14 protein-coding genes, 1 tRNA gene, 3 rRNA genes and 1 other annotated feature are annotated in these 21041 nt (G+C 53.1%); of the genes, 9 read left to right on the plus strand and 9 right to left on the minus strand.

Annotated elements, in window-relative coordinates:
- Positions 1 to 176: 176 nt before the first annotated feature.
- The 5 genes from trxC to ACMGG3_RS12795 all read left to right on the plus strand — a co-directional run bounded on the left by trxC (position 177) and on the right by ACMGG3_RS12795 (position 5897).
- A complete protein-coding gene (gene trxC, locus ACMGG3_RS12775; protein ID WP_014171226.1) occupies positions 177 to 596 on the plus strand; it encodes a thioredoxin TrxC in 420 nt (139 codons plus the stop codon).
- 69 nt (positions 597 to 665) lie between these two features.
- Positions 666 to 1364, plus strand: coding sequence for a tRNA-uridine aminocarboxypropyltransferase (gene tapT / locus ACMGG3_RS12780; RefSeq protein WP_414149218.1), 699 nt, complete (start codon positions 666 to 668; stop codon positions 1362 to 1364).
- A gap of 35 nt (positions 1365 to 1399) precedes the next feature.
- On the plus strand, positions 1400 to 4063 hold the full coding sequence (locus ACMGG3_RS12785) for a bifunctional acetate--CoA ligase family protein/GNAT family N-acetyltransferase (RefSeq protein ID WP_414149219.1): 2664 nt from the start codon (positions 1400 to 1402) through the stop codon (positions 4061 to 4063).
- A 110-nt stretch (positions 4064 to 4173) separates the two neighbouring features.
- Positions 4174 to 5529: a CDP-diacylglycerol--serine O-phosphatidyltransferase gene (gene pssA, locus ACMGG3_RS12790; protein ID WP_020882993.1), complete on the plus strand. Its 1356-nt coding sequence runs from the start codon at positions 4174 to 4176 to the stop codon at positions 5527 to 5529.
- A 44-nt stretch (positions 5530 to 5573) separates the two neighbouring features.
- Positions 5574 to 5897, plus strand: a complete 324-nt coding sequence (locus ACMGG3_RS12795; protein WP_014171230.1) for a YfiM family lipoprotein — start codon at positions 5574 to 5576, stop codon at positions 5895 to 5897.
- Here ACMGG3_RS12795 and ACMGG3_RS12800 read toward each other — a convergent pair.
- From ACMGG3_RS12800 to rluD, 8 genes are all read right to left on the minus strand, one after another.
- Positions 5894 to 7189: an MFS transporter gene (locus ACMGG3_RS12800; RefSeq protein ID WP_068794878.1), complete on the minus strand. Its 1296-nt coding sequence runs from the start codon at positions 7187 to 7189 to the stop codon at positions 5894 to 5896. The genes ACMGG3_RS12795 and ACMGG3_RS12800 overlap by 4 nt on opposite strands.
- Positions 7190 to 7436: 247 nt before the next feature.
- A 5S ribosomal RNA gene (gene rrf, locus ACMGG3_RS12805) occupies positions 7437 to 7552 on the minus strand.
- A 65-nt stretch (positions 7553 to 7617) separates the two neighbouring features.
- A 23S ribosomal RNA gene (locus tag ACMGG3_RS12810) occupies positions 7618 to 10524 on the minus strand.
- Positions 10525 to 10716: 192 nt separating this feature from the next.
- Positions 10717 to 10792, minus strand: a tRNA-Glu gene (locus tag ACMGG3_RS12815).
- A gap of 85 nt (positions 10793 to 10877) precedes the next feature.
- A 16S ribosomal RNA gene (locus tag ACMGG3_RS12820) occupies positions 10878 to 12417 on the minus strand.
- Together the 16S, 23S and 5S rRNA genes with 1 tRNA gene alongside form the textbook arrangement of a ribosomal RNA operon.
- 428 nt (positions 12418 to 12845) lie before the next feature.
- Positions 12846 to 15419: an ATP-dependent chaperone ClpB gene (clpB, locus tag ACMGG3_RS12825; RefSeq protein ID WP_032680474.1), complete on the minus strand. Its 2574-nt coding sequence runs from the start codon at positions 15417 to 15419 to the stop codon at positions 12846 to 12848.
- 129 nt (positions 15420 to 15548) lie between these two features.
- The gene (yfiH, locus tag ACMGG3_RS12830; RefSeq protein ID WP_063156741.1) at positions 15549 to 16280 is read right to left on the minus strand and encodes a purine nucleoside phosphorylase YfiH; all 732 of its coding nucleotides are present in this window, start codon (positions 16278 to 16280) and stop codon (positions 15549 to 15551) included.
- On the minus strand, positions 16277 to 17257 hold the full coding sequence (rluD, locus tag ACMGG3_RS12835) for a 23S rRNA pseudouridine(1911/1915/1917) synthase RluD (RefSeq protein WP_014171235.1): 981 nt from the start codon (positions 17255 to 17257) through the stop codon (positions 16277 to 16279). The genes yfiH and rluD overlap by 4 nt, the downstream gene beginning before the upstream one ends.
- 131 nt (positions 17258 to 17388) lie before the next feature.
- On the opposite strand from rluD, the gene bamD reads away from it, so the two are divergent.
- From bamD to pheA, 4 genes are all read left to right on the plus strand, one after another.
- The gene (gene bamD, locus ACMGG3_RS12840; RefSeq protein WP_013098339.1) at positions 17389 to 18126 is read left to right on the plus strand and encodes an outer membrane protein assembly factor BamD; all 738 of its coding nucleotides are present in this window, start codon (positions 17389 to 17391) and stop codon (positions 18124 to 18126) included.
- 267 nt (positions 18127 to 18393) lie between these two features.
- Positions 18394 to 18735 (plus strand): ribosome-associated translation inhibitor RaiA, encoded by a 342-nt coding sequence (gene raiA / locus ACMGG3_RS12845; protein WP_003863162.1) that lies wholly within the window; start codon positions 18394 to 18396, stop codon positions 18733 to 18735.
- Between the two features lie 103 nt (positions 18736 to 18838).
- Positions 18839 to 18964: a sequence feature (Phe leader region), on the plus strand.
- Positions 18840 to 18887 (plus strand): pheA operon leader peptide PheL, encoded by a 48-nt coding sequence (gene pheL / locus ACMGG3_RS12850; protein WP_001386991.1) that lies wholly within the window; start codon positions 18840 to 18842, stop codon positions 18885 to 18887. It overlaps the preceding feature by 48 nt.
- Positions 18965 to 18993: 29 nt before the next feature.
- A complete protein-coding gene (gene pheA, locus ACMGG3_RS12855; protein ID WP_020883922.1) occupies positions 18994 to 20154 on the plus strand; it encodes a bifunctional chorismate mutase/prephenate dehydratase in 1161 nt (386 codons plus the stop codon).
- On the opposite strand, the gene ACMGG3_RS12860 is transcribed toward pheA, so the two are convergent.
- The gene (locus tag ACMGG3_RS12860; RefSeq protein WP_014171237.1) at positions 20151 to 21023 is read right to left on the minus strand and encodes an SMP-30/gluconolactonase/LRE family protein; all 873 of its coding nucleotides are present in this window, start codon (positions 21021 to 21023) and stop codon (positions 20151 to 20153) included. The two genes, pheA and ACMGG3_RS12860, sit on opposite strands and share 4 nt — an antisense overlap.
- Between the last annotated feature and the right edge of the window lie 18 nt (positions 21024 to 21041).

A 21041-nucleotide genomic window follows, 5' to 3' on the forward strand; every position in this document is an offset into this window, starting at 1 on the left:
GCGCAGATTACCCGATGTGCAAGCTCATAGCCATAAATTCGTACAAAAGCCTGTGACTATTGTTCTCATTGAATAAAACGCATTGTCGTTTCAAACAGGCTGAATGATAATATGTAACATATTAGAAACATTATCGGCATTCTGCCGCTGTCCCACGGCTCTATCAGAGGTTAGTTATGAATACCGTATGTGCCAACTGTCAGGCTCTTAATCGCATTCCGGACGATCGGATTGAAGATGGTGCGAAATGCGGGCGTTGTGGCCATGAACTGTTTGATGGCGATGTTATCAACGCTACGGGTGCTACGCTGGACAAACTTCTCAAGGACGATCTTCCGGTGGTTGTCGATTTTTGGGCACCGTGGTGTGGTCCGTGCCGTAGCTTCGCGCCAGTCTTCGAAGATGTTGCCGAAGAACGTAGCGGCAAAATGCGTTTTGTTAAGGTCAATACCGAAGCAGAACGTGAGCTGAGCGCACGCTTTCGCATTCGCAGCATCCCAACCATCATGATTTTCAAAAATGGTGAAGTGATCGACATGCTTAACGGTGCCGTTCCTAAAGCACCGTTTGATAGCTGGTTAAACGAATCACTGTAACATTAACGGGGCGCATCTTGTGCCCCGTTCCTTCCTCTGCGAAAATAGGGTTTTTCCTGCACTTCGCCCATGACTGATAACGCTGTTCTTCAACTGCGCGCCGCACGCCTGGCCCGCGCGACTCGCCCTTTTCTTGCCCGCGGCAATCGTGTTCGCCGCTGTCAGCGTTGTCTGCTGCCGCTAAAAGTTTGTCTGTGCGAGACCCTTGCGCCGAGCACCGCGAAGAGTCGTTTTTGCCTGGTCATGTTCGATACCGAACCAATGAAACCCAGCAATACCGGGCGCCTTATTGCCAACATTCTGCCGGATACCGCGGCATTTCAGTGGTCACGCACGGAACCGCCTCAAGCCCTGCTCGACTTAGTAGCAAACCCGGACTATCAGCCAATGGTCGTATTTCCGGCCTCGTATGCTGGCGAAGATCGCCAGGTGCTTTCGGCACCGCCATCAGGTAAACCGCCGCTGTTTATTATGCTGGACGGAACCTGGACCGAAGCGCGAAAAATGTTCCGCAAAAGTCCTTATCTCGATTCATTGCCGGTGATTTCGGTCGACCTTTCACGCGTCTCGGCCTACCGCCTGCGAGAAGCGCATGCTGACGGGCAATACTGTACCGCTGAAGTGGCGATTGCCCTTCTGGATTTAGCGGGAGATACCGTCGCGGCAGGTGCGCTGGGGAGCCATTTCTCCTGCTTTCGTGAACGTTACCTGGCAGGAAAAACCGTTCATAAGGGCAGCGTCACAGCAACTGAGACAGAAAACGTTTAAAATCATCAGGTCGCTTGCATTCACAGGAGGCCTGCATGAGCCAGCGAGGGTTAGAAGCGCTACTTCGTCCTAAATCCATTGCCGTTATCGGCGCATCAATGAAACCGGACCGCGCAGGCTATCTGATGATGCGTAACCTGCTGGCCGGCGGATTTAATGGCCCCGTCATGCCCGTGACGCCTGCCTATAAGGCTGTTCAGGGGGTGCTGGCATGGCCGGACGTGCAGAGCCTGCCTTTCATACCGGACCTTGCCATCCTGTGTACAAATGCGAAACGTAATCCAGCCCTGCTGGAGTCGCTCGGCAGGAAAGGATGTAAAACCTGCATTATTCTCTCGTCTCCGCCCGAACAGCAGCCGGAGCTTCAGGCATGCGCCAGTCGCTACCAGATGCGCATTCTTGGGCCAAACAGTCTGGGCCTGCTCGCCCCGTGGCAGGGGCTGAATGCCAGCTTCTCCCCGGTCCCTATCCGCAAAGGCAAACTCGCTTTCATTTCGCAATCGGCTGCGGTATCGAACACGATCCTCGACTGGGCGCAACAGCGTGAGATGGGGTTTTCCTACTTCATTGCTCTGGGGGACAGCCTGGACATCGACGTTGATGAACTGCTCGATTTTCTGGCTCGCGACAGCAAAACCAGCGCCATTCTTCTTTATCTTGAGCACCTGAGCGACGCCCGTCGTTTTGTGTCGGCTTCCCGTAGCGCGTCCCGTAACAAACCGATTCTGGTGATTAAAAGCGGGCGTAGCCCGGCCGCCCAGCGTCTGCTGCAATCGCATTCCGGCATGGATCCCGCCTGGGATGCCGCGATTCAACGCGCGGGTTTGCTACGGGTTCAGGATACACACGAGCTTTTTTCCGCCGTCGAGACGTTAAGCCATATGCGTCCGTTACGCGGTGAGAAGATAATGATTGTCAGTAATGGCGCGGCTCCTGCCGCACTTGCACTGGATGAACTGTGGCTGCGCAATGGCAAGCTGGCCACCCTGGGTGAGGAGACGCTACAACGCCTGAAAGAGGCGCTGCCGGCAAGCGTTAGCCCGGGCAATCCCCTCGATTTGCGCGATGATGCCAGTAGCGATCACTATATCAGGGCGATCTCCCTTTTACTGGATAGCCAGGATTTCGACGCGCTGATGATTATTCACTCCCCCAGCGCGGTCGCTCCCGGGAGTGAAAGCGCGCGCGCACTGATTGACGCTGTCCGGAACCATCCTCGTGGCAAATATGTCACCCTGCTGACCAACTGGTGCGGTGAGTTCTCTTCCCAGGAGGCACGACGCCTGTTCAGTGAAGCCGGTATGCCCACCTACCGCACTCCGGAAGGCACGATTACGGCGTTCATGCATATGGTGGAGTATCGCCGCAACCAGAAGCAGCTCCGTGAAACCCCGGCTTTACCGGGTAACCTGACGGCGAACACCGCCGATGTTCACCGGCTTTTACAGCAGGCTATCGAAGAGGGAGCAACCTCGCTTGATACGCACGAAGTGCAGCCGATTCTGGGCAGTTACGGGATGCAAACCCTGCCCACCTGGATTGCCGGCGACAGCGCCGAAGCCGTGCATATTGCCGAACAGATTGGCTATCCCGTTGCCCTCAAGCTTCGCTCACCGGACATCCCGCATAAGTCTGATGTCCAGGGGGTGATGTTATACCTGCGGACTGCGACCGAGGTACAGCAAGCCGCTGATGCCATATTCGACCGGGTCAAAATGGCCTGGCCTCAGGCTCGGATCCACGGGCTGCTGGTGCAAAGCATGGCTAATCGCGCGGGCGCTCAGGAGCTGCGCGTGGTGGTTGAATACGATCCCGTCTTTGGCCCGCTTATCATGCTGGGGGAAGGCGGCGTCGAGTGGCGTCCTGAGGAGCAGGCGGTCGTGGCTTTGCCACCACTGAACATGAACCTGGCGCGCTATCTGATCATTCAGGCCATTAAAAGCAAAAAAATCCGGGGCCGAAGCGCGCTGCGCCCTCTTGATATTGCCGGGTTGAGTCAGTTCCTGGTGCAGGTGTCTAACCTGATTGTTGATTGCGCGGAGATCCAGCGGCTGGACATCCACCCGCTGCTCGCCTCCGGCAGTGAGTTTACGGCTCTGGACGTCACGCTGGATATCGCGCCTTTCGAGGGTGACAGAGAGAGCCGCCTTGCGATCCGTCCGTATCCTCTGCAGCTGGAAGAGTGGGTGGAGATGAAAAACGGAGAGCGCGCGTTGTTCCGCCCTATCCTGCCGGAAGATGAACCGCAGCTGCGCACGTTCATCTCTCAGGTAACGAAAGAGGATCTTTACTATCGCTATTTTAGCGAAATCAACGAATTTACCCACGATGATTTAGCCAATATGACCCAGATCGACTACGATCGAGAAATGGCATTTGTCGCCGTCCGTCGTTCCGATAAGGGCGATGAGATCCTCGGCGTTACGCGTGCTATTTCCGACCCGGATAATGTTGATGCGGAGTTTGCTGTGCTGGTGCGCTCCGATCTGAAAGGGTTGGGTCTGGGGCGACGGCTGCTGGAAAAACTCATCAGCTATACGCGAGATCACGGATTGTTACGCCTCAATGGCATTACTATGCCTAACAATCGCGGTATGGTGACCCTGGCGCGAAAACTTGGATTTGACGTTGATATTCAGCTGGACGAAGGTATTGTGGCCTTATCCCTGAGCCTGATATCAGCGGATAAAGCCGAGTAAGCTACTGGAAATGTTACCCACTTTGGACGGGACTGGTGGTATCATTGTCCGCTTATGTTGTTTGCATGGTACAGACAACCCTTCAATGAACAGAGAAGAAACGCACTGTGATGTTGTCAAAATTTAAGCGTAATAAACATCAACAACACCTTGCTCAACTACCGAAGATTTCTCAGTCAGTTGATGATGTAGAGTTCTTTTACGCTCCCGCCCATTTTCGGGAGACGCTTCTGGAAAAGATTGCCGGCGCTACGCGTCGCATTTGCATTGTGGCCCTGTATCTTGAACAAGATGAAGGTGGGCGCGCGATCTTAAATGCGCTCTATGAAGCCAAGCGTCAACGTCCGGAACTGGATGTTCGCGTGCTGGTCGACTGGCACCGCGCTCAGCGTGGCCGTATAGGCGCTGCTGCTTCAAACACCAATGCTGACTGGTATTGCCGCACGGCGCAGGAAAATCCTGGCGTCGATGTGCCCGTTTACGGCGTACCTGTAAATACCCGGGAAGCGCTCGGCGTCCTTCATTTTAAAGGGTTCATCATTGATGACAGCGTGCTGTACAGCGGCGCGAGCCTGAATGATGTTTACCTTCATCAGCTCGATAAATATCGATATGACCGTTATCATCTGGTTCGTAATCCGCAGATGGCGGATATCATGTTTAACTGGGTTGATAAGAACTTAGTACAAGGTCGCGGCGTAAATCGTCTTGACGATCCACACCGTCCTAAAAGCCCGGAAATTAAAAATGATATCCGCGCGTTCCGCCAGGAACTGCGTGATGCGGTCTACCATTTCCAGGGCGATGCCAATAACGAAGAGCTATCTGTTACACCGCTGGTGGGGTTGGGCAAATCAAGCTTGCTGAACAAAACGATTTTCCACCTGATGCCGTGTGCGGAGCAGAAACTCATCATCTGCACCCCTTACTTCAACCTTCCCGCCGTGCTGGTGCGTAATATCATTCAGCTGCTGCGTGATGGTAAAAAAGTTGAAATTATCGTCGGTGACAAAACGGCTAACGACTTCTTTATTCCTGAAGATCAACCGTTCAAGATTATCGGTGCCCTCCCTTATCTCTATGAGATTAACCTGCGCCGTTTCCTGAGCCGTTTACAGTATTATGTTAACACTGACCAGCTGGTCGTGCGTCTGTGGAAAGATGAAGACAACAGTTATCATCTGAAAGGAATGTGGGTCGACGATGAATGGATGCTGCTTACGGGCAATAACCTCAACCCTCGCGCCTGGCGTCTGGATCTCGAAAATGCCATCCTGATCCATGACCCGAAACATGAGTTAGCGACCAGTCGTGAACGTGAGCTCGAGCTTATTCGCACGCATACCACTGTGGTTCAGCATTACCGCGAACTGCAGAGCATTGCCGATTACCCGGTGAAAGTCCGTAAGCTTATTCGTCGCCTGCGTCGAATCCGTATTGACAGACTTATCAGCCGTATTCTGTGATGTCCGGGCCCTGTCAGCGACAGGGCTTTTTTTGGAGTCCGCTAATGCGTATTCTTCTCTTGCTGAGTGCTCTCTTTCTCAGTGGCTGTAGCCACATGGCTAATGATAGCTGGTCCGGGCAGGATAAAGCGCAACACTTTCTCGCCTCCGCGATGTTGTCCGCTGCCGGTAATGAGTATGCACAACATCAGGGGTACAGTCGGGATCGTAGTGCGGCAATCGGCCTGATGTTCTCTGTAAGCCTCGGGGCTTCAAAAGAACTGTGGGATAGCCGCCCCGCGGGGAGCGGCTGGAGCTGGAAAGACTTTGCCTGGGACGTGGCCGGTGCCACGACCGGCTATGCCGTGTGGCAGATGGCTCGCTATTAGAGACGAATACCTTTACCCTTTCGATGCAGCATCAGGGAGACAATAAAGGCCAGTGCCCCCATCACCGTCACGTACCAGAAGAAGGTTGTTTCCGTTCCCCATGATTTAAGCGACAGCGCGACGTACTCCGCAGAGCCACCGAACAGCGCATTGGCGACCGCATAAGAAAGCCCTACCCCCAAAGCGCGTACCTGTGCCGGGAACATCTCAGCCTTCAGGATCCCACTGATCGATGTGTAAAAACTGACAATGACCATCGCCAGCATGACCAGACCAAAAGCGGCATACGGTGAGGAAATGTGCTGAAGCGCAGTTAAAATGGGAACAGTACATAACGCGGACATGCCGCCAAAAATCAGCATTGACGTGCGACGCCCTATTTTATCGGAGAGCGCGCCAATAAGTGGCTGAATCAGCATAAAGACGAACAACGCGACGGTCATGATAGCGCTGGCGACGTTGGCGTGCATGCCCGTGGTGTTCACCAGATATTTTTGCATGTAGGTGGTGAAGGTGTAAAAGCTGAGAGAACCGCCCGCGGTGAACCCGAGAACCATCAGGAAAGCTTTGCGGTTACGCCACAGCCCTTTAAACGACCCCGCCTCCTTCAGCGCCCGGACCTCTTTTTGCGAGGTTTCATCCAACTGACGACGCAACCAGAGTGCGACGACCGCCAGTACAGCGCCCATCGCGAAAGGAATTCGCCATCCCCACTCATGAAGCTGGCTGTCGGTAAGGACCTGCTGCAGAATAACCACCACCAGAATGGCCAGAAGCTGGCCACCAATAAGCGTGACGTACTGGAAAGAGGCGTAAAACCCTTTCCGGCCCTCAAGGGCAATTTCACTCATGTAAGTGGCGCTGGTACCGTATTCTCCTCCAACAGAAAGCCCCTGGAACAGACGAGCCAGTAGCAAAAGAGCCGGCGCCCATGTCCCGATAGCGTCATAACCTGGAAGACAGGCGATCACCAGCGAGCCAAAACACATCATGCAGACCGAAATCAGCATGGATGCCTTACGTCCTCGACGGTCTGCGATCCGTCCAAACAACCATCCACCAATGGGGCGCATTAAGAAGCCCGCAGCAAATACGCCAGCCGTTTGCAGAAGCTGTGTGGTGGTGTTGCCGGACGGGAAGAAGATATGTGCGAAGTAAAGTGAACAGAATGAGTAGACGTAAAAGTCGAACCATTCCACCAGGTTCCCTGAAGAGGCACTGACGATTGCCCATACCCTTCTACGGGAATCACTGGCAGCCAGCGTCCCGTTCGATGTTATGCTTTCTGTCATTGTGATTATGCTCCTGCCATAAAAACGGCATGCTGAGTCCTGCGAACTCACGATCTTGTAAAACAAATGTTATTATTTTGTTATAAATAACATTGAGAGTAAGATCACATTTTCTGTTAGCAAGGTAAGTTATAGGATAAAGACCAAGGGTCGTTGGCTGGTGTACAGTCTGATGGCGTCTCCGGCGGCGGGAAAAATTCAAAGCAAAAAACCCCGCACCATACGGTACGGGGTTCTTTTAATTGATGCCTGGCAGTTCCCTACTCTCACATGGGGAGACCCCACACTACCATCGGCGCTACGGCGTTTCACTTCTGAGTTCGGCATGGGGTCAGGTGGGACCACCGCGCTAAAGCCGCCAGGCAAATTCTGTTAATCTGTATCAGCTGAAAATCGTCTCTCTCACGCCAAAACATCTTCGGCGTTGTAAGGTTAAGCCTCACGGTTCATTAGTATCGGTTAGCTCAACGCATCGCTGCGCTTACACACCCGACCTATCAACGTCGTAGTCTTCAACGTTCCTTCAGGAGACTTAAAGTCTCAGGGAGAACTCATCTCGGGGCAAGTTTCGTGCTTAGATGCTTTCAGCACTTATCTCTTCCGCATTTAGCTACCGGGCAGTGCCATTGGCATGACAACCCGAACACCAGTGATGCGTCCACTCCGGTCCTCTCGTACTAGGAGCAGCCCCCCTCAATTCTCCAGCGCCCACGGCAGATAGGGACCGAACTGTCTCACGACGTTCTAAACCCAGCTCGCGTACCACTTTAAATGGCGAACAGCCATACCCTTGGGACCTACTTCAGCCCCAGGATGTGATGAGCCGACATCGAGGTGCCAAACACCGCCGTCGATATGAACTCTTGGGCGGTATCAGCCTGTTATCCCCGGAGTACCTTTTATCCGTTGAGCGATGGCCCTTCCATTCAGAACCACCGGATCACTATGACCTGCTTTCGCACCTGCTCGAGCCGTCACTCTCGCAGTCAAGCTAGCTTATGCCATTGCACTAACCTCCTGATGTCCGACCAGGATTAGCTAACCTTCGTGCTCCTCCGTTACTCTTTGGGAGGAGACCGCCCCAGTCAAACTACCCACCAGACACTGTCCGCAACCCGGATTACGGGTCTACGTTAGAACACCAGCCATTAAAGGGTGGTATTTCAAGGTTGGCTCCACGCAGACTGGCGTCCACGCTTCAAAGCCTCCCACCTATCCTACACATCAAGGACCAGTGTTCAGTGTCAAGCTATAGTAAAGGTTCACGGGGTCTTTCCGTCTTGCCGCGGGTACACTGCATCTTCACAGCGAGTTCAATTTCACTGAGTCTCGGGTGGAGACAGCCTGGCCATCATTACGCCATTCGTGCAGGTCGGAACTTACCCGACAAGGAATTTCGCTACCTTAGGACCGTTATAGTTACGGCCGCCGTTTACCGGGGCTTCGATCAAGAGCTTCGCGTTACCGCTAACCCCATCAATTAACCTTCCGGCACCGGGCAGGCGTCACACCGTATACGTCCACTTTCGTGTTTGCACAGTGCTGTGTTTTTAATAAACAGTTGCAGCCAGCTGGTATCTTCGACTGATTTCAGCTCCACCCGCAGGGGCTTCACCTACATATCAGCGTGCCTTCTCCCGAAGTTACGGCACCATTTTGCCTAGTTCCTTCACCCGAGTTCTCTCAAGCGCCTTGGTATTCTCTACCTGACCACCTGTGTCGGTTTGGGGTACGATTTGATGTTACCTGATGCTTAGAGGCTTTTCCTGGAAGCAGGGCATTTGTTACTTCAGCACCGTAGTGCCTCGTCATCACACCTCAGCGTTAATAAGGAACCGGATTTACCTGGAACCTCCGCCTACATGCTTAAACCGGGACAACCGTCGCCCGGCTAACATAGCCTTCTCCGTCCCCCCTTCGCAGTAACACCAAGTACAGGAATATTAACCTGTTTCCCATCGACTACGCCTTTCGGCCTCGCCTTAGGGGTCGACTCACCCTGCCCCGATTAACGTTGGACAGGAACCCTTGGTCTTCCGGCGAGCGGGCTTTTCACCCGCTTTATCGTTACTTATGTCAGCATTCGCACTTCTGATACCTCCAGCACCCCTCACAGGACACCTTCAACGGCTTACAGAACGCTCCCCTACCCAACAACGCATAAGCGTCGCTGCCGCAGCTTCGGTGCATGGTTTAGCCCCGTTACATCTTCCGCGCAGGCCGACTCGACCAGTGAGCTATTACGCTTTCTTTAAATGATGGCTGCTTCTAAGCCAACATCCTGGCTGTCTGTGCCTTCCCACATCGTTTCCCACTTAACCATGACTTTGGGACCTTAGCTGGCGGTCTGGGTTGTTTCCCTCTTCACGACGGACGTTAGCACCCGCCGTGTGTCTCCCGTGATAACATTCTTCGGTATTCGTAGTTTGCATCGGGTTGGTAAGCCGGGATGGCCCCCTAGCCGAAACAGTGCTCTACCCCCGAAGATGAGTTCACGAGGCGCTACCTAAATAGCTTTCGGGGAGAACCAGCTATCTCCCGGTTTGATTGGCCTTTCACCCCCAGCCACAAGTCATCCGCTAATTTTTCAACATTAGTCGGTTCGGTCCTCCAGTTAGTGTTACCCAACCTTCAACCTGCCCATGGCTAGATCACCGGGTTTCGGGTCTATACCCTGCAACTTAACGCCCAGTTAAGACTCGGTTTCCCTTCGGCTCCCCTATACGGTTAACCTTGCTACAGAATATAAGTCGCTGACCCATTATACAAAAGGTACGCAGTCACCCCATAAAAGAGGCTCCCACTGCTTGTACGTACACGGTTTCAGGTTCTTTTTCACTCCCCTCGCCGGGGTTCTTTTCGCCTTTCCCTCACGGTACTGGTTCACTATCGGTCAGTCAGGAGTATTTAGCCTTGGAGGATGGTCCCCCCATATTCAGACAGGATACCACGTGTCCCGCCCTACTCTTCGAGTTCACAGCCTGTGTGCTTTCGTGTACGGGACTTTCACCCTGTACCGTGCGACTTTCCAGACGCTTCCACTAACACACAAGCTGATTCAGACTCTGGGCTGCTCCCCGTTCGCTCGCCGCTACTGGGGGAATCTCGGTTGATTTCTTTTCCTCGGGGTACTTAGATGTTTCAGTTCCCCCGGTTCGCCTCGTTAACCTATGTATTCAGTTAACGATAGTGTGTCGGAACACACTGGGTTTCCCCATTCGGACATCGCCGGGTCAAAGGTTCATATCACCTCGCCGGCGCTTTTCGCAGATTAGCACGTCCTTCATCGCCTCTGACTGCCAGGGCATCCACCGTGTACGCTTAGTCGCTTAACCTCACAACCCGAAGATGTTTCTTTCGATTCATCATCGACTTGCGAAAATTTGAGAGACTCGAACACACATTAACTGTGTGTCGTTTCAATTTTCAGCTTGATCCAGATTTTTAAAGAGCAAATATCTCAAACGTCACCCGAAGATGAGTTTTGAGATATGTCGGCAGGTGACTTTCACTCACGAACCAGCAAGTGGCGTCCCCTAGGGGATTCGAACCCCTGTTACCGCCGTGAAAGGGCGGTGTCCTGGGCCTCTAGACGAAGGGGACACTGAAGTCTCAATCGCAAGACGCCTTGCTATTTACTTTTCATCAGACAATCTGTGTGGACACTACAAAGGCAGGTTCTTTAAGGTAAGGAGGTGATCCAACCGCAGGTTCCCCTACGGTTACCTTGTTACGACTTCACCCCAGTCATGAATCACAAAGTGGTAAGCGCCCTCCCGAAGGTTAAGCTACCTACTTCTTTTGCAACCCACTCCCATGGTGTGACGGGCGGTGTGTACAAGGCCCGGGAACGTATTCACCGTAGCATTCTGATCTACGATTACTAGCGATTCCGACTTCATGGAGTCGAGTTGCAGACTCCAATCCGGACTACGACGCACTTTATGAGGTCCGCTTGCTCTCGCGAGTTCGCTTCTCTTTGTATGCGCCATTGTAGCACGTGTGTAGCCCTACTCGTAAGGGCCATGATGACTTGACGTCATCCCCACCTTCCTCCAGTTTATCACTGGCAGTCTCCTTTGAGTTCCCGGCCGGACCGCTGGCAACAAAGGATAAGGGTTGCGCTCGTTGCGGGACTTAACCCAACATTTCACAACACGAGCTGACGACAGCCATGCAGCACCTGTCTCAGAGTTCCCGAAGGCACCAATCCATCTCTGGAAAGTTCTCTGGATGTCAAGAGTAGGTAAGGTTCTTCGCGTTGCATCGAATTAAACCACATGCTCCACCGCTTGTGCGGGCCCCCGTCAATTCATTTGAGTTTTAACCTTGCGGCCGTACTCCCCAGGCGGTCGACTTAACGCGTTAGCTCCGGAAGCCACGCCTCAAGGGCACAACCTCCAAGTCGACATCGTTTACGGCGTGGACTACCAGGGTATCTAATCCTGTTTGCTCCCCACGCTTTCGCACCTGAGCGTCAGTCTTTGTCCAGGGGGCCGCCTTCGCCACCGGTATTCCTCCAGATCTCTACGCATTTCACCGCTACACCTGGAATTCTACCCCCCTCTACAAGACTCTAGCCTGCCAGTTTCGAATGCAGTTCCCAGGTTGAGCCCGGGGATTTCACATCCGACTTGACAGACCGCCTGCGTGCGCTTTACGCCCAGTAATTCCGATTAACGCTTGCACCCTCCGTATTACCGCGGCTGCTGGCACGGAGTTAGCCGGTGCTTCTTCTGCGGGTAACGTCAATTGCTGTGGTTATTAACCACAACACCTTCCTCCCCGCTGAAAGTACTTTACAACCCGAAGGCCTTCTTCATACACGCGGCATGGCTGCATCAGGCTTGCGCCCATTGTGCAATATTCCCCACTGCTGCCTCCCGTAGGAGTCTGGACCGTGTCTCAGTTCCAGTGTGGCTGGTCATCCTCTCAGACCAGCTAGGGATCGTCGCCTAGGTGAGCCATTACCCCACCTACTAGCTAATCCCATCTGGGCACATCTGATGGCAAGAGGCCCGAAGGTCCCCCTCTTTGGTCTTGCGACGTTATGCGGTATTAGCTACCGTTTCCAGTAGTTATCCCCCTCCATCAGGCAGTTTCCCAGACATTACTCACCCGTCCGCCACTCGTCACCCGAGAGCAAGCTCTCTGTGCTACCGTTCGACTTGCATGTGTTAGGCCTGCCGCCAGCGTTCAATCTGAGCCATGATCAAACTCTTCAATTTAAGTTTGATGCTCGTGAATTAAACTTCGTAATGAATTACGTATGTTCACTCAGAGACTTTGGTATTCATTTAGTGTCCGAAGACATTAAGAATCCATGTCACTTTGAGTGCCCACACAGATTGTCTGATAAATTGTTAAAGAGCAGTGCCGCTTCGTTTTCGCTGCGGCGCGGGGTGTGCATATTACGCTTTCCCGCTTCAGAGTCAAGCATTTATTTTCGCTTATCTCTGCTGACCCGGCGGCGTGTGTGCCGTTGTTCCGTGTCAGTGGAGGCGCATTATAGGGGGTAATTCTGAAGCTGCAAGGATAAAGTGAAAATTATTTACTGACTGCTCACTTTCCAGGCGATTTGCATCCCAGACCTCAATTCTGGCCTGGTTTTTAAACAAAAACGAGCCGCAAGCGGCCCGTTTTTGCGTTTTGTGACTTACTGCACTGCCACAATTTTGTCGTCGTTGGCTTCCAGACGGATAACTTTGCCCGGAATCAGCTCCCCGGAGAGTATCTGCTGCGCCAGTGGGTTTTCGATCTGTTGCTGGATTGCGCGTTTCAGCGGACGCGCCCCATAAACCGGATCGTACCCATTTGCGCTCAAGAGCTTCAGCGCATCATCGGAGATGTGAATTTCATATCCACGCTCTTCCAGACGTTTATACAGACGCTGCAGCTGAATCTGCGCAATCGACGCAATATGTTTCTCACCCAGAGGATGGAACACTACCACTTCATCAATACGGTTAATGAACTCTGGACGGAAGCTATGGCTTACCACGCCCATCACCAGATCCTTCATATGGCCGTAGTCCAGTTCACCGAAACGTTCCTGAATCAAATCGGAACCCAGGTTCGAGGTCATGATCACTACCGTGTTACGGAAGTCGACCGTTCTCCCCTGTCCGTCAGTCAGTCGTCCATCGTCAAGAACCTGCAGCAAAATGTTGAACACATCCGGATGCGCTTTTTCCACTTCATCCAGCAGGATGACGGAATAAGGACGACGGCGCACCGCTTCTGTCAGGTAGCCACCTTCTTCATAACCCACATATCCTGGAGGCGCACCAACCAGTCGCGAAACGGAGTGTTTCTCCATAAACTCGGACATATCGATACGGACCATCGCGTCATCGCTGTCAAACATGAAGTTAGCCAGTGCCTTACACAGTTCGGTTTTACCGACACCCGTAGGACCCAGGAACAGGAACGAACCGATCGGACGATTAGGGTCAGACAACCCTGCACGGCTACGGCGAATCGCATTAGAGACCGCTTCAACCGCCTCGTTCTGACCAATCACGCGCTGATGCAGATCCTGCTCCATGCGCAGCAGTTTGTCGCGTTCGCTTTCCATCATGCGCGCAACCGGAATACCGGTCCAGCGAGCCAGCACTTCAGCGATCTCCTCATCCGTTACTTTGTTTCGTAACAGACGCATCGTTTTGCCTTCTGACTGTGTAGCGATCTCAAGCTGTTTCTCAAGCTCAGGAATTTTGCCGTACTGCAGTTCAGACATTCGCGCCAGGTCACCCACACGACGCGCTTGCTCAATGGCAATTTTCGCCTGTTCCAGTTCAGCTTTAATTGTCTGAGTACCCGAGAGTGAAGCTTTCTCCGCTTTCCACTCTTCTTCCAGCTCAGAGTACTGACGCTCTTTATCGTCCAGTTCTTCGTTGAGCATATCCAGCCGTTTCTTACTGGCTTCATCAGACTCTTTCTTCAGTGCCTGCTGTTCCAGTTTGAGCTGGATGATGCGACGGTCGAGCCTGTCCAGCTCTTCCGGTTTCGAGTCAATCTGCATACGAATGCTCGAGGCCGCTTCATCAATAAGGTCGATTGCTTTATCGGGCAACTGACGGTCAGCGATATAACGATGCGAAAGCGTGGCCGCTGCAACAATCGCCGGGTCAGTAATCTGCACATGGTGGTGCAGTTCATAACGTTCTTTCAGCCCACGCAAAATCGCGATGGTATCTTCAACGCTTGGCTCAGCAACAAACACTTTCTGGAAACGACGCTCCAGCGCAGCATCTTTTTCGATGTACTGACGGTACTCATCCAGCGTGGTAGCCCCTACGCAGTGAAGTTCCCCACGTGCCAGGGCTGGTTTCAGCATATTACCGGCATCCATCGCGCCGTCCGCTTTACCTGCGCCGACCATGGTGTGCAGTTCGTCAATAAACAGAATGACGTTGCCTTCCTGTTTCGCCAGGTCGTTAAGCACGCCTTTCAGACGTTCTTCGAACTCACCGCGGTATTTCGCCCCGGCCACCAGCGCACCCATGTCGAGCGCCAGTACACGACGACCTTTCAGCCCTTCCGGCACTTCACCGTTCACAATGCGCTGCGCCAGACCTTCGACGATGGCCGTTTTACCGACCCCCGGCTCACCAATCAGCACCGGGTTGTTTTTGGTACGACGCTGCAGTACCTGGATAGTACGGCGAATCTCTTCATCACGGCCGATCACCGGGTCAAGCTTGCCCTGCTCGGCACGCTCGGTCAGGTCGACCGTAAATTTTTTCAAAGCCTGACGTTGGTCTTCGGCTCCCTGATCGTTCACGCTTTCACCTCCGCGCATTTTCTCAATCGCCTGAGTCACATTGGCGGTGGTTGCGCCGGCAGATTTCAGCAGGTCGGTCAAGGTACCGCGTGATTCAAGCGCCGCCAGAACGAAAAGTTCTGACGAAATAAAGTTGTCCCCACGTTTTTGCGCCAGCTTGTCGCAAAGATTCAGCACACGCACCAGATCCTGAGACGGCTGAACGTCGCCACCGGTACCTTCTACCTGGGGTAAACGGCTCAGAGCCTGATCGATGGCGGTGCGTAACTGGCCAGCATTAATGCCGGCAGACGTTAATAACGGACGTACCGATCCCCCTTCCTGATTCAGCAAGGCGCTCATTAAATGAAGAGGTTCGATGAATTGGTTGTCGTGCCCCAGTGCAAGGGACTGGGCATCGGCGAGAGCAAGCTGGAATTTATTAGTAAGACGATCCAGACGCATAACTCCTCCCATAACAGGTCAAATTTGCTACTGGAGATTAAATGAGGTCATCCCTCAATTATTCAAGGTTAATGACCTGAATTATGTGAAAAGAAAACGGCACGTTCCGGATCGTCTTGATTCTTTAGGTTATATCAGCCAAATAAAACTTGCCATACGACCTGTCGTCTTGTCGCGGCGATAAGAGAAAAAATCACCCTTTTCGGTGAAGGTACAGCGATCGCCGCCGAAGATCTGCGTCACGCCGACATTATTCAGGCGCTGGCGGGCCAACAGGTAAATATCGGCCAGATATTTTTCACCGGCAGGAAGGAAAGCATCCGCGGCTTGCAGATCTTTCTCCATAAAGGCTTCGCGAACCTCGGGTCCCACTTCAAACGCATGAGGACCAATGGCCGGGCCGAGCCAGGCCATGATATTCGCAGGGTCATCTTTGAAGCAGGCGACGGTCTCTTCGAGCACACCTTCACACAGACCACGCCAGCCCGCATGCGCTGCTGCCACCTCGGTACCGGCACGGTTACAGAACAGAACCGGCAGGCAATCGGCAGTCATTACCGCACATACCGTTCCCGGGGTATCACTGTAAGACGCATCGGCCCGTTTAGACGCATAGGGTTCGCCCGTTAACGTCAGTACCGTTTTACCGTGAACCTGTTCCAGCCAGACCGGTTTCGACGGTAAATTCCCGGCAGCAAACAGGCGTTTGCGGTTTTCTTCAACGTGGTCCAGGTTGTCACCACAGTGTGCGCCGAGATTCAAAGATTCCCACGCGCCCTGGCTCACACCGCCGATACGGGTTGAACTGCAGGCAGCCACGCCCTCAGGCAGTGGCCACTCCGGGACAATCAGTTTGGTCATAACCAGTCCACTTGATCTTTATGTTCTTCAAAATCAACGCGCATGGCGTCAATAAGGTCGACCATATCCTGTGGGATCGGCGCGTGCCATTCCATCTGAATACCGGTGATAGGATGGTAAAGACGCAACATCGTTGCGTGCAGCGCCTGGCGATCAAACTTACGCAGTACGCTAATGAACTCATCCGATGCACCTTTTGGCGGACGCGGACGACCACCGTAGACCTGATCGCCCACCAGCGGATGGGTAATGTGCGCCATATGAACACGGATCTGGTGAGTACGACCGGTTTCCAGACGCAGACGCAGACGCGTATGAATGCGGAAGTGTTCCATAATGCGGTAGTGCGTCACCGCTGGCTTACCCATCGGATGCACCGACATATGGGTACGTTTGGTTGGGTGACGGCTGATAGGTTCTTCCACCGTACCGCCAGCGGTCATATGACCAATGGCCACCGCTTCATATTCGCGGGTGATTTCACGCAGCTGCAGAGATTCCACCAGACGTGTCTGAGCTGGAACGGTCTTTGCCACCACCATCAGACCCGTGGTGTCTTTATCCAGACGGTGAACGATGCCGGCGCGCGGAACATCCACGATAGGCGGGTAATAATGGAGAAGTGCGTTAAGGACCGTGCCATCAGGATTCCCCGCGCCCGGATGAACAACCAGGTCACGTGGCTTGTTGATCACCAGGATGTCATCATCTTCATAGACGATGTTCAGCGGGATATCCTGCGGCTCGAAGCGGATATCCTCTTCGATTTCAGCATTGATGGCGACGGCTTCCCCACCTAACACTTTCTCTTTTGGTTTGTCCCAGATCTTGCCGTTTACCAGCACGCGCTGGTCAAGGATCCATTCTTTTATGCGTGAACGCGAATAATCAGGGAACAATTCGGCCAAAGCCTGATCTAAGCGTTGACCGAGCTGATTTTCGGAGACTGTTGCGGTGAGTTCTACTCGTTGTGCCATAAACTGCTTCTTCGTTTAACGTTGGGTTTTACGGCTTTGCCGTTTAATATAGTGTGCTATTGTAGCTGGTCTTAATCGGGAGCAGGAACAGAGTTTCTCCCGGACAAACATTTGAGGAAAGTCAAAACGTCATGACGCGCATGAAATATCTGGTGGCAGCGGCCACGTTGAGCCTGGCTTTGGTGGGCTGCTCCGGTTCAAATGAACAGGTCCCTGACAATCCGCCGAATGAAATCTATGCGACTGCACAACAAAAGTTGCAGGACGGTAACTGGAAACAGGCGATAACGCAACTGGAAGCGTTGGATAATCGCTATCCATTTGGTCCGTATTCGCAGCAGGTACAGTTAGATCTCATCTATGCCTACTATAAAAATGCCGATCTGCCGCTGGCTCAGGCAACCATCGATCGTTTCATGCGTCTGAACCCGACTCATCCTAACATCGATTACGTCATGTACATGCGCGGTCTTACCAACATGGCGCTGGACGACAGTGCCCTGCAAGGTTTCTTCGGTGTGGATCGTTCTGACCGTGACCCGCAGCATGCGCGTGATGCTTTCAACGACTTCTCCAAACTGGTGCGCGGCTACCCGAACAGCCAGTACGTCACTGACGCGACCAAACGTCTGGTGTTCCTGAAAGATCGTCTGGCGAAATACGAATACTCCGTTGCGGAATACTATACCCGCCGTGGCGCATGGGTTGCCGTGGTTAATCGTGTAGAAGGTATGCTGCGTGATTACCCGGATACACAGGCAACGCGTGATGGCCTGAAGCTGATGGAAAATGCTTACCGTCAGATGCAGATGACCGCACAGGCTGACAAAGTGGCGAAAATCATCGCCGCGAACAGCAGCAACACCTGATATTGCCTCAATGCGAAACGGCAGCCCGAAGGCTGCCGTTTTTTTATGCGTTCAGAGATCAGCTGAAGCGGTTTAGCCTCAACACATCCTATCAACTATGACCGCAAATTGGGCCTTCCACAAGGTAAATATCACCTCTTCCTGCCCTGCCTCACAAAAAACATTCCCTGACAAAAACCGACAAAATAACGTGATCTAAATCACACATTTTGACATTAGGACAGGTATGCTGGAATCACCAAGACGGAAAGACAAGAGGTAAAATTTATGACAATGAACATTACCAGTAAACAAATGGAAATTACTCCGGCAATCCGCCAACACGTCGCAGACCGTCTCGCCAAACTGGATAAATGGCAAACACATTTGATTAACCCACATATCATCCTGTCCAAGGAGCCGCAAGGTTTCATCGCTGACGCAACTATCAATACTCCAAACGGCCATCTGGTCGCCAGCGCAAAACATGAGGATATGTACACCGCTATTAACGATTTGATCAACAAGCTGGAACGGCAGCTCAATAAAGTGCAACACAAAGGTGAAGCCCGTCGCGCCGCAACGTCGGTGAAAGACGCCAGCTTCGCGGAAGAAGTTGAAGAAGAGTAATCCTTTAAATTGAGTTTACCGCCAACGCGCCTTCGGGCGCGTTTTTTATTGACAGCGTGAAAACAGTACGGGTACTTTAACGGTATCAACGACAGGATGATTTCATGAAACACACACCGTTTTTCTTCGCATTCTTTTTTACCTTCCCCTGATTGGGAGGCGTTTCGTCGTGTGATAAAGAATGCGAAGACGAACAACAAGGCCTCCCACACCGGGAGGCCTTTTTTATTAATAACGATAAACGAGACAGGCAACACTATGACACCGGAAAACCCGTTACTGGACCTGCGAGTGAAAATCAGCGCACTGGACGAAAAATTACTGGCCCTGCTGGCAGAACGTCGCACACTCGCCATCGAAGTGGGAAAAGCCAAGCTGGACTCCCATCGGCCGGTGCGTGATATCGACCGTGAACGCGACCTGCTGGAACGCCTGATTCAGCTAGGCAAAGCGCACCACCTCGACGCCCATTACATCACCCGTTTGTTCCAGCTCATCATCGAAGACTCCGTTCTGACCCAGCAAGCGCTACTCCAGCAGCATCTGAATAAAACGAACCCGCACTCTGCACGTGTCGCCTTCCTCGGCCCAAAAGGCTCTTACTCTCACCTTGCCGCACGCCAGTACGCAGCGCGTCATTTCGAAGAGTTTATTGAAAGCGGCTGCGCAAAATTTGCTGATATTTTCAATCAGGTCGAAACCGGACAGGCGGATTACGCCGTCGTACCGATTGAAAACACCAGCTCTGGTGCCATTAACGACGTGTACGATCTTCTGCAGCACACTACGCTGTCGCTGGTTGGCGAGATGACAATTCCTATCGATCACTGCGTACTGGTCTCTGGCTCAACCGACCTGAGCCAAATCGAGACGGTGTACAGTCACCCACAACCGTTCCAGCAGTGCAGTCAGTTCCTCAACCGTTATCCGAACTGGAAAATTGAGTACACCGAAAGCACTTCTGCGGCGATGGAAAAAGTGATGCAGGCAAATTCCCCGACGGTGGCCGCGCTTGGCAGCGAGGCGGGCGGAGCGCTGTATGGGCTGCAGGTACTGGAACGCAACCTGGCGAACCAGACGCAAAATATCACCCGCTTCGTGGTACTGGCCCGTAAAGCCATCAATGTCTCTGAGCAGGTTCCGGCTAAAACGACGCTGCTGATGGCGACCGGGCAGCAGGCGGGTGCGCTGGTTGAGGCCCTGCTGGTACTGCGTAACCACAACCTGATCATGACGAAGCTGGAATCTCGCCCGATTCATGGTAATCCGTGGGAAGAGATGTTTTATCTGGATATCCAGGCCAACCTGGAATCTGCATCCATGCAGAAAGCCCTGCGTGAACTGGGTGAAATCACCCGCTCAATGAAAGTGCTGGGCTGCTATCCGAGCGAAAACGTCGTGCCGGTTGACCCCGCTTAACGTTCGATAAAGCGGCTTTTCTTCATCCCTGCCACGCTAACGGGCAGGGTGAAGATGGCGCCGGAGAGCGGATACTGCGCCACTTCATCCGCATCCATATTTTCCCGCGTGGTCGTGATAAACAGGGTTTTCATATCCTCGCCGCCAAAGCAGACCATCGTCGGACAACGAACCGGCATGCGATGCTCTTCCAGTTGTTCCCCCTGCGGTGAAAAGCGCGCGATACGCCAGCCATCAAACATTGCGCTCCAGTAGCAGCCTTCTTCATCCATCGCAGCACCGTCGGGTATGCCCTCCCCCTCTTTAAAGCGGCGGAATATCTCGCGTTTCCCCGGCTCACCTTGCTCATCAAGCGGCGTGCGGTAGATAACGCCATTTGGCGTGTCAGAGGTGAACATCCACTGTTTGTCCGGGCTGAATGCCAGACCGTTGTGCCCGTGAATATCACACTGGATCACTTTCGGCGTCAGGTCATTATCGATACGCATCAGCATGGCGCCGTTGTAATCCCCCGGCCCCCAGAAGGTTCCCGCATAGAACCGTCCATGATGATCGGTACCTCCATCATTAAAACGCGCCAGTTGCGGGTTAGAGGGGTTGTCACACACCTTGCGCTGAAGCAGGCCGTGCTTGTCAGCAAGCCAGATGCCATTGCGCATCGCGACGATAAAGCCGCCACGCTCACGCAGAGCGAAACAGCCTACTTCTTCATGGAAAGAGAGTACCGTGTGTTCCGCGGTGGGCAGATGATAACGGTGGATCTCCCCCTCCAGAATATCTGCCCAGTAGAGCGCATGCTCTTCGGCACTCCACGTCGGACATTCGGGCAGATGCCCGGTGTAATTCAACAGCGGCTGCGGTTCGGCCATAACAGTTCCCCAAAATGA

The sequence above is a fragment of the Enterobacter sp. BNK-18 genome (assembly GCF_047456135.1).
GTDB classification, from domain to species: domain Bacteria; phylum Pseudomonadota; class Gammaproteobacteria; order Enterobacterales; family Enterobacteriaceae; genus Enterobacter; species Enterobacter ludwigii.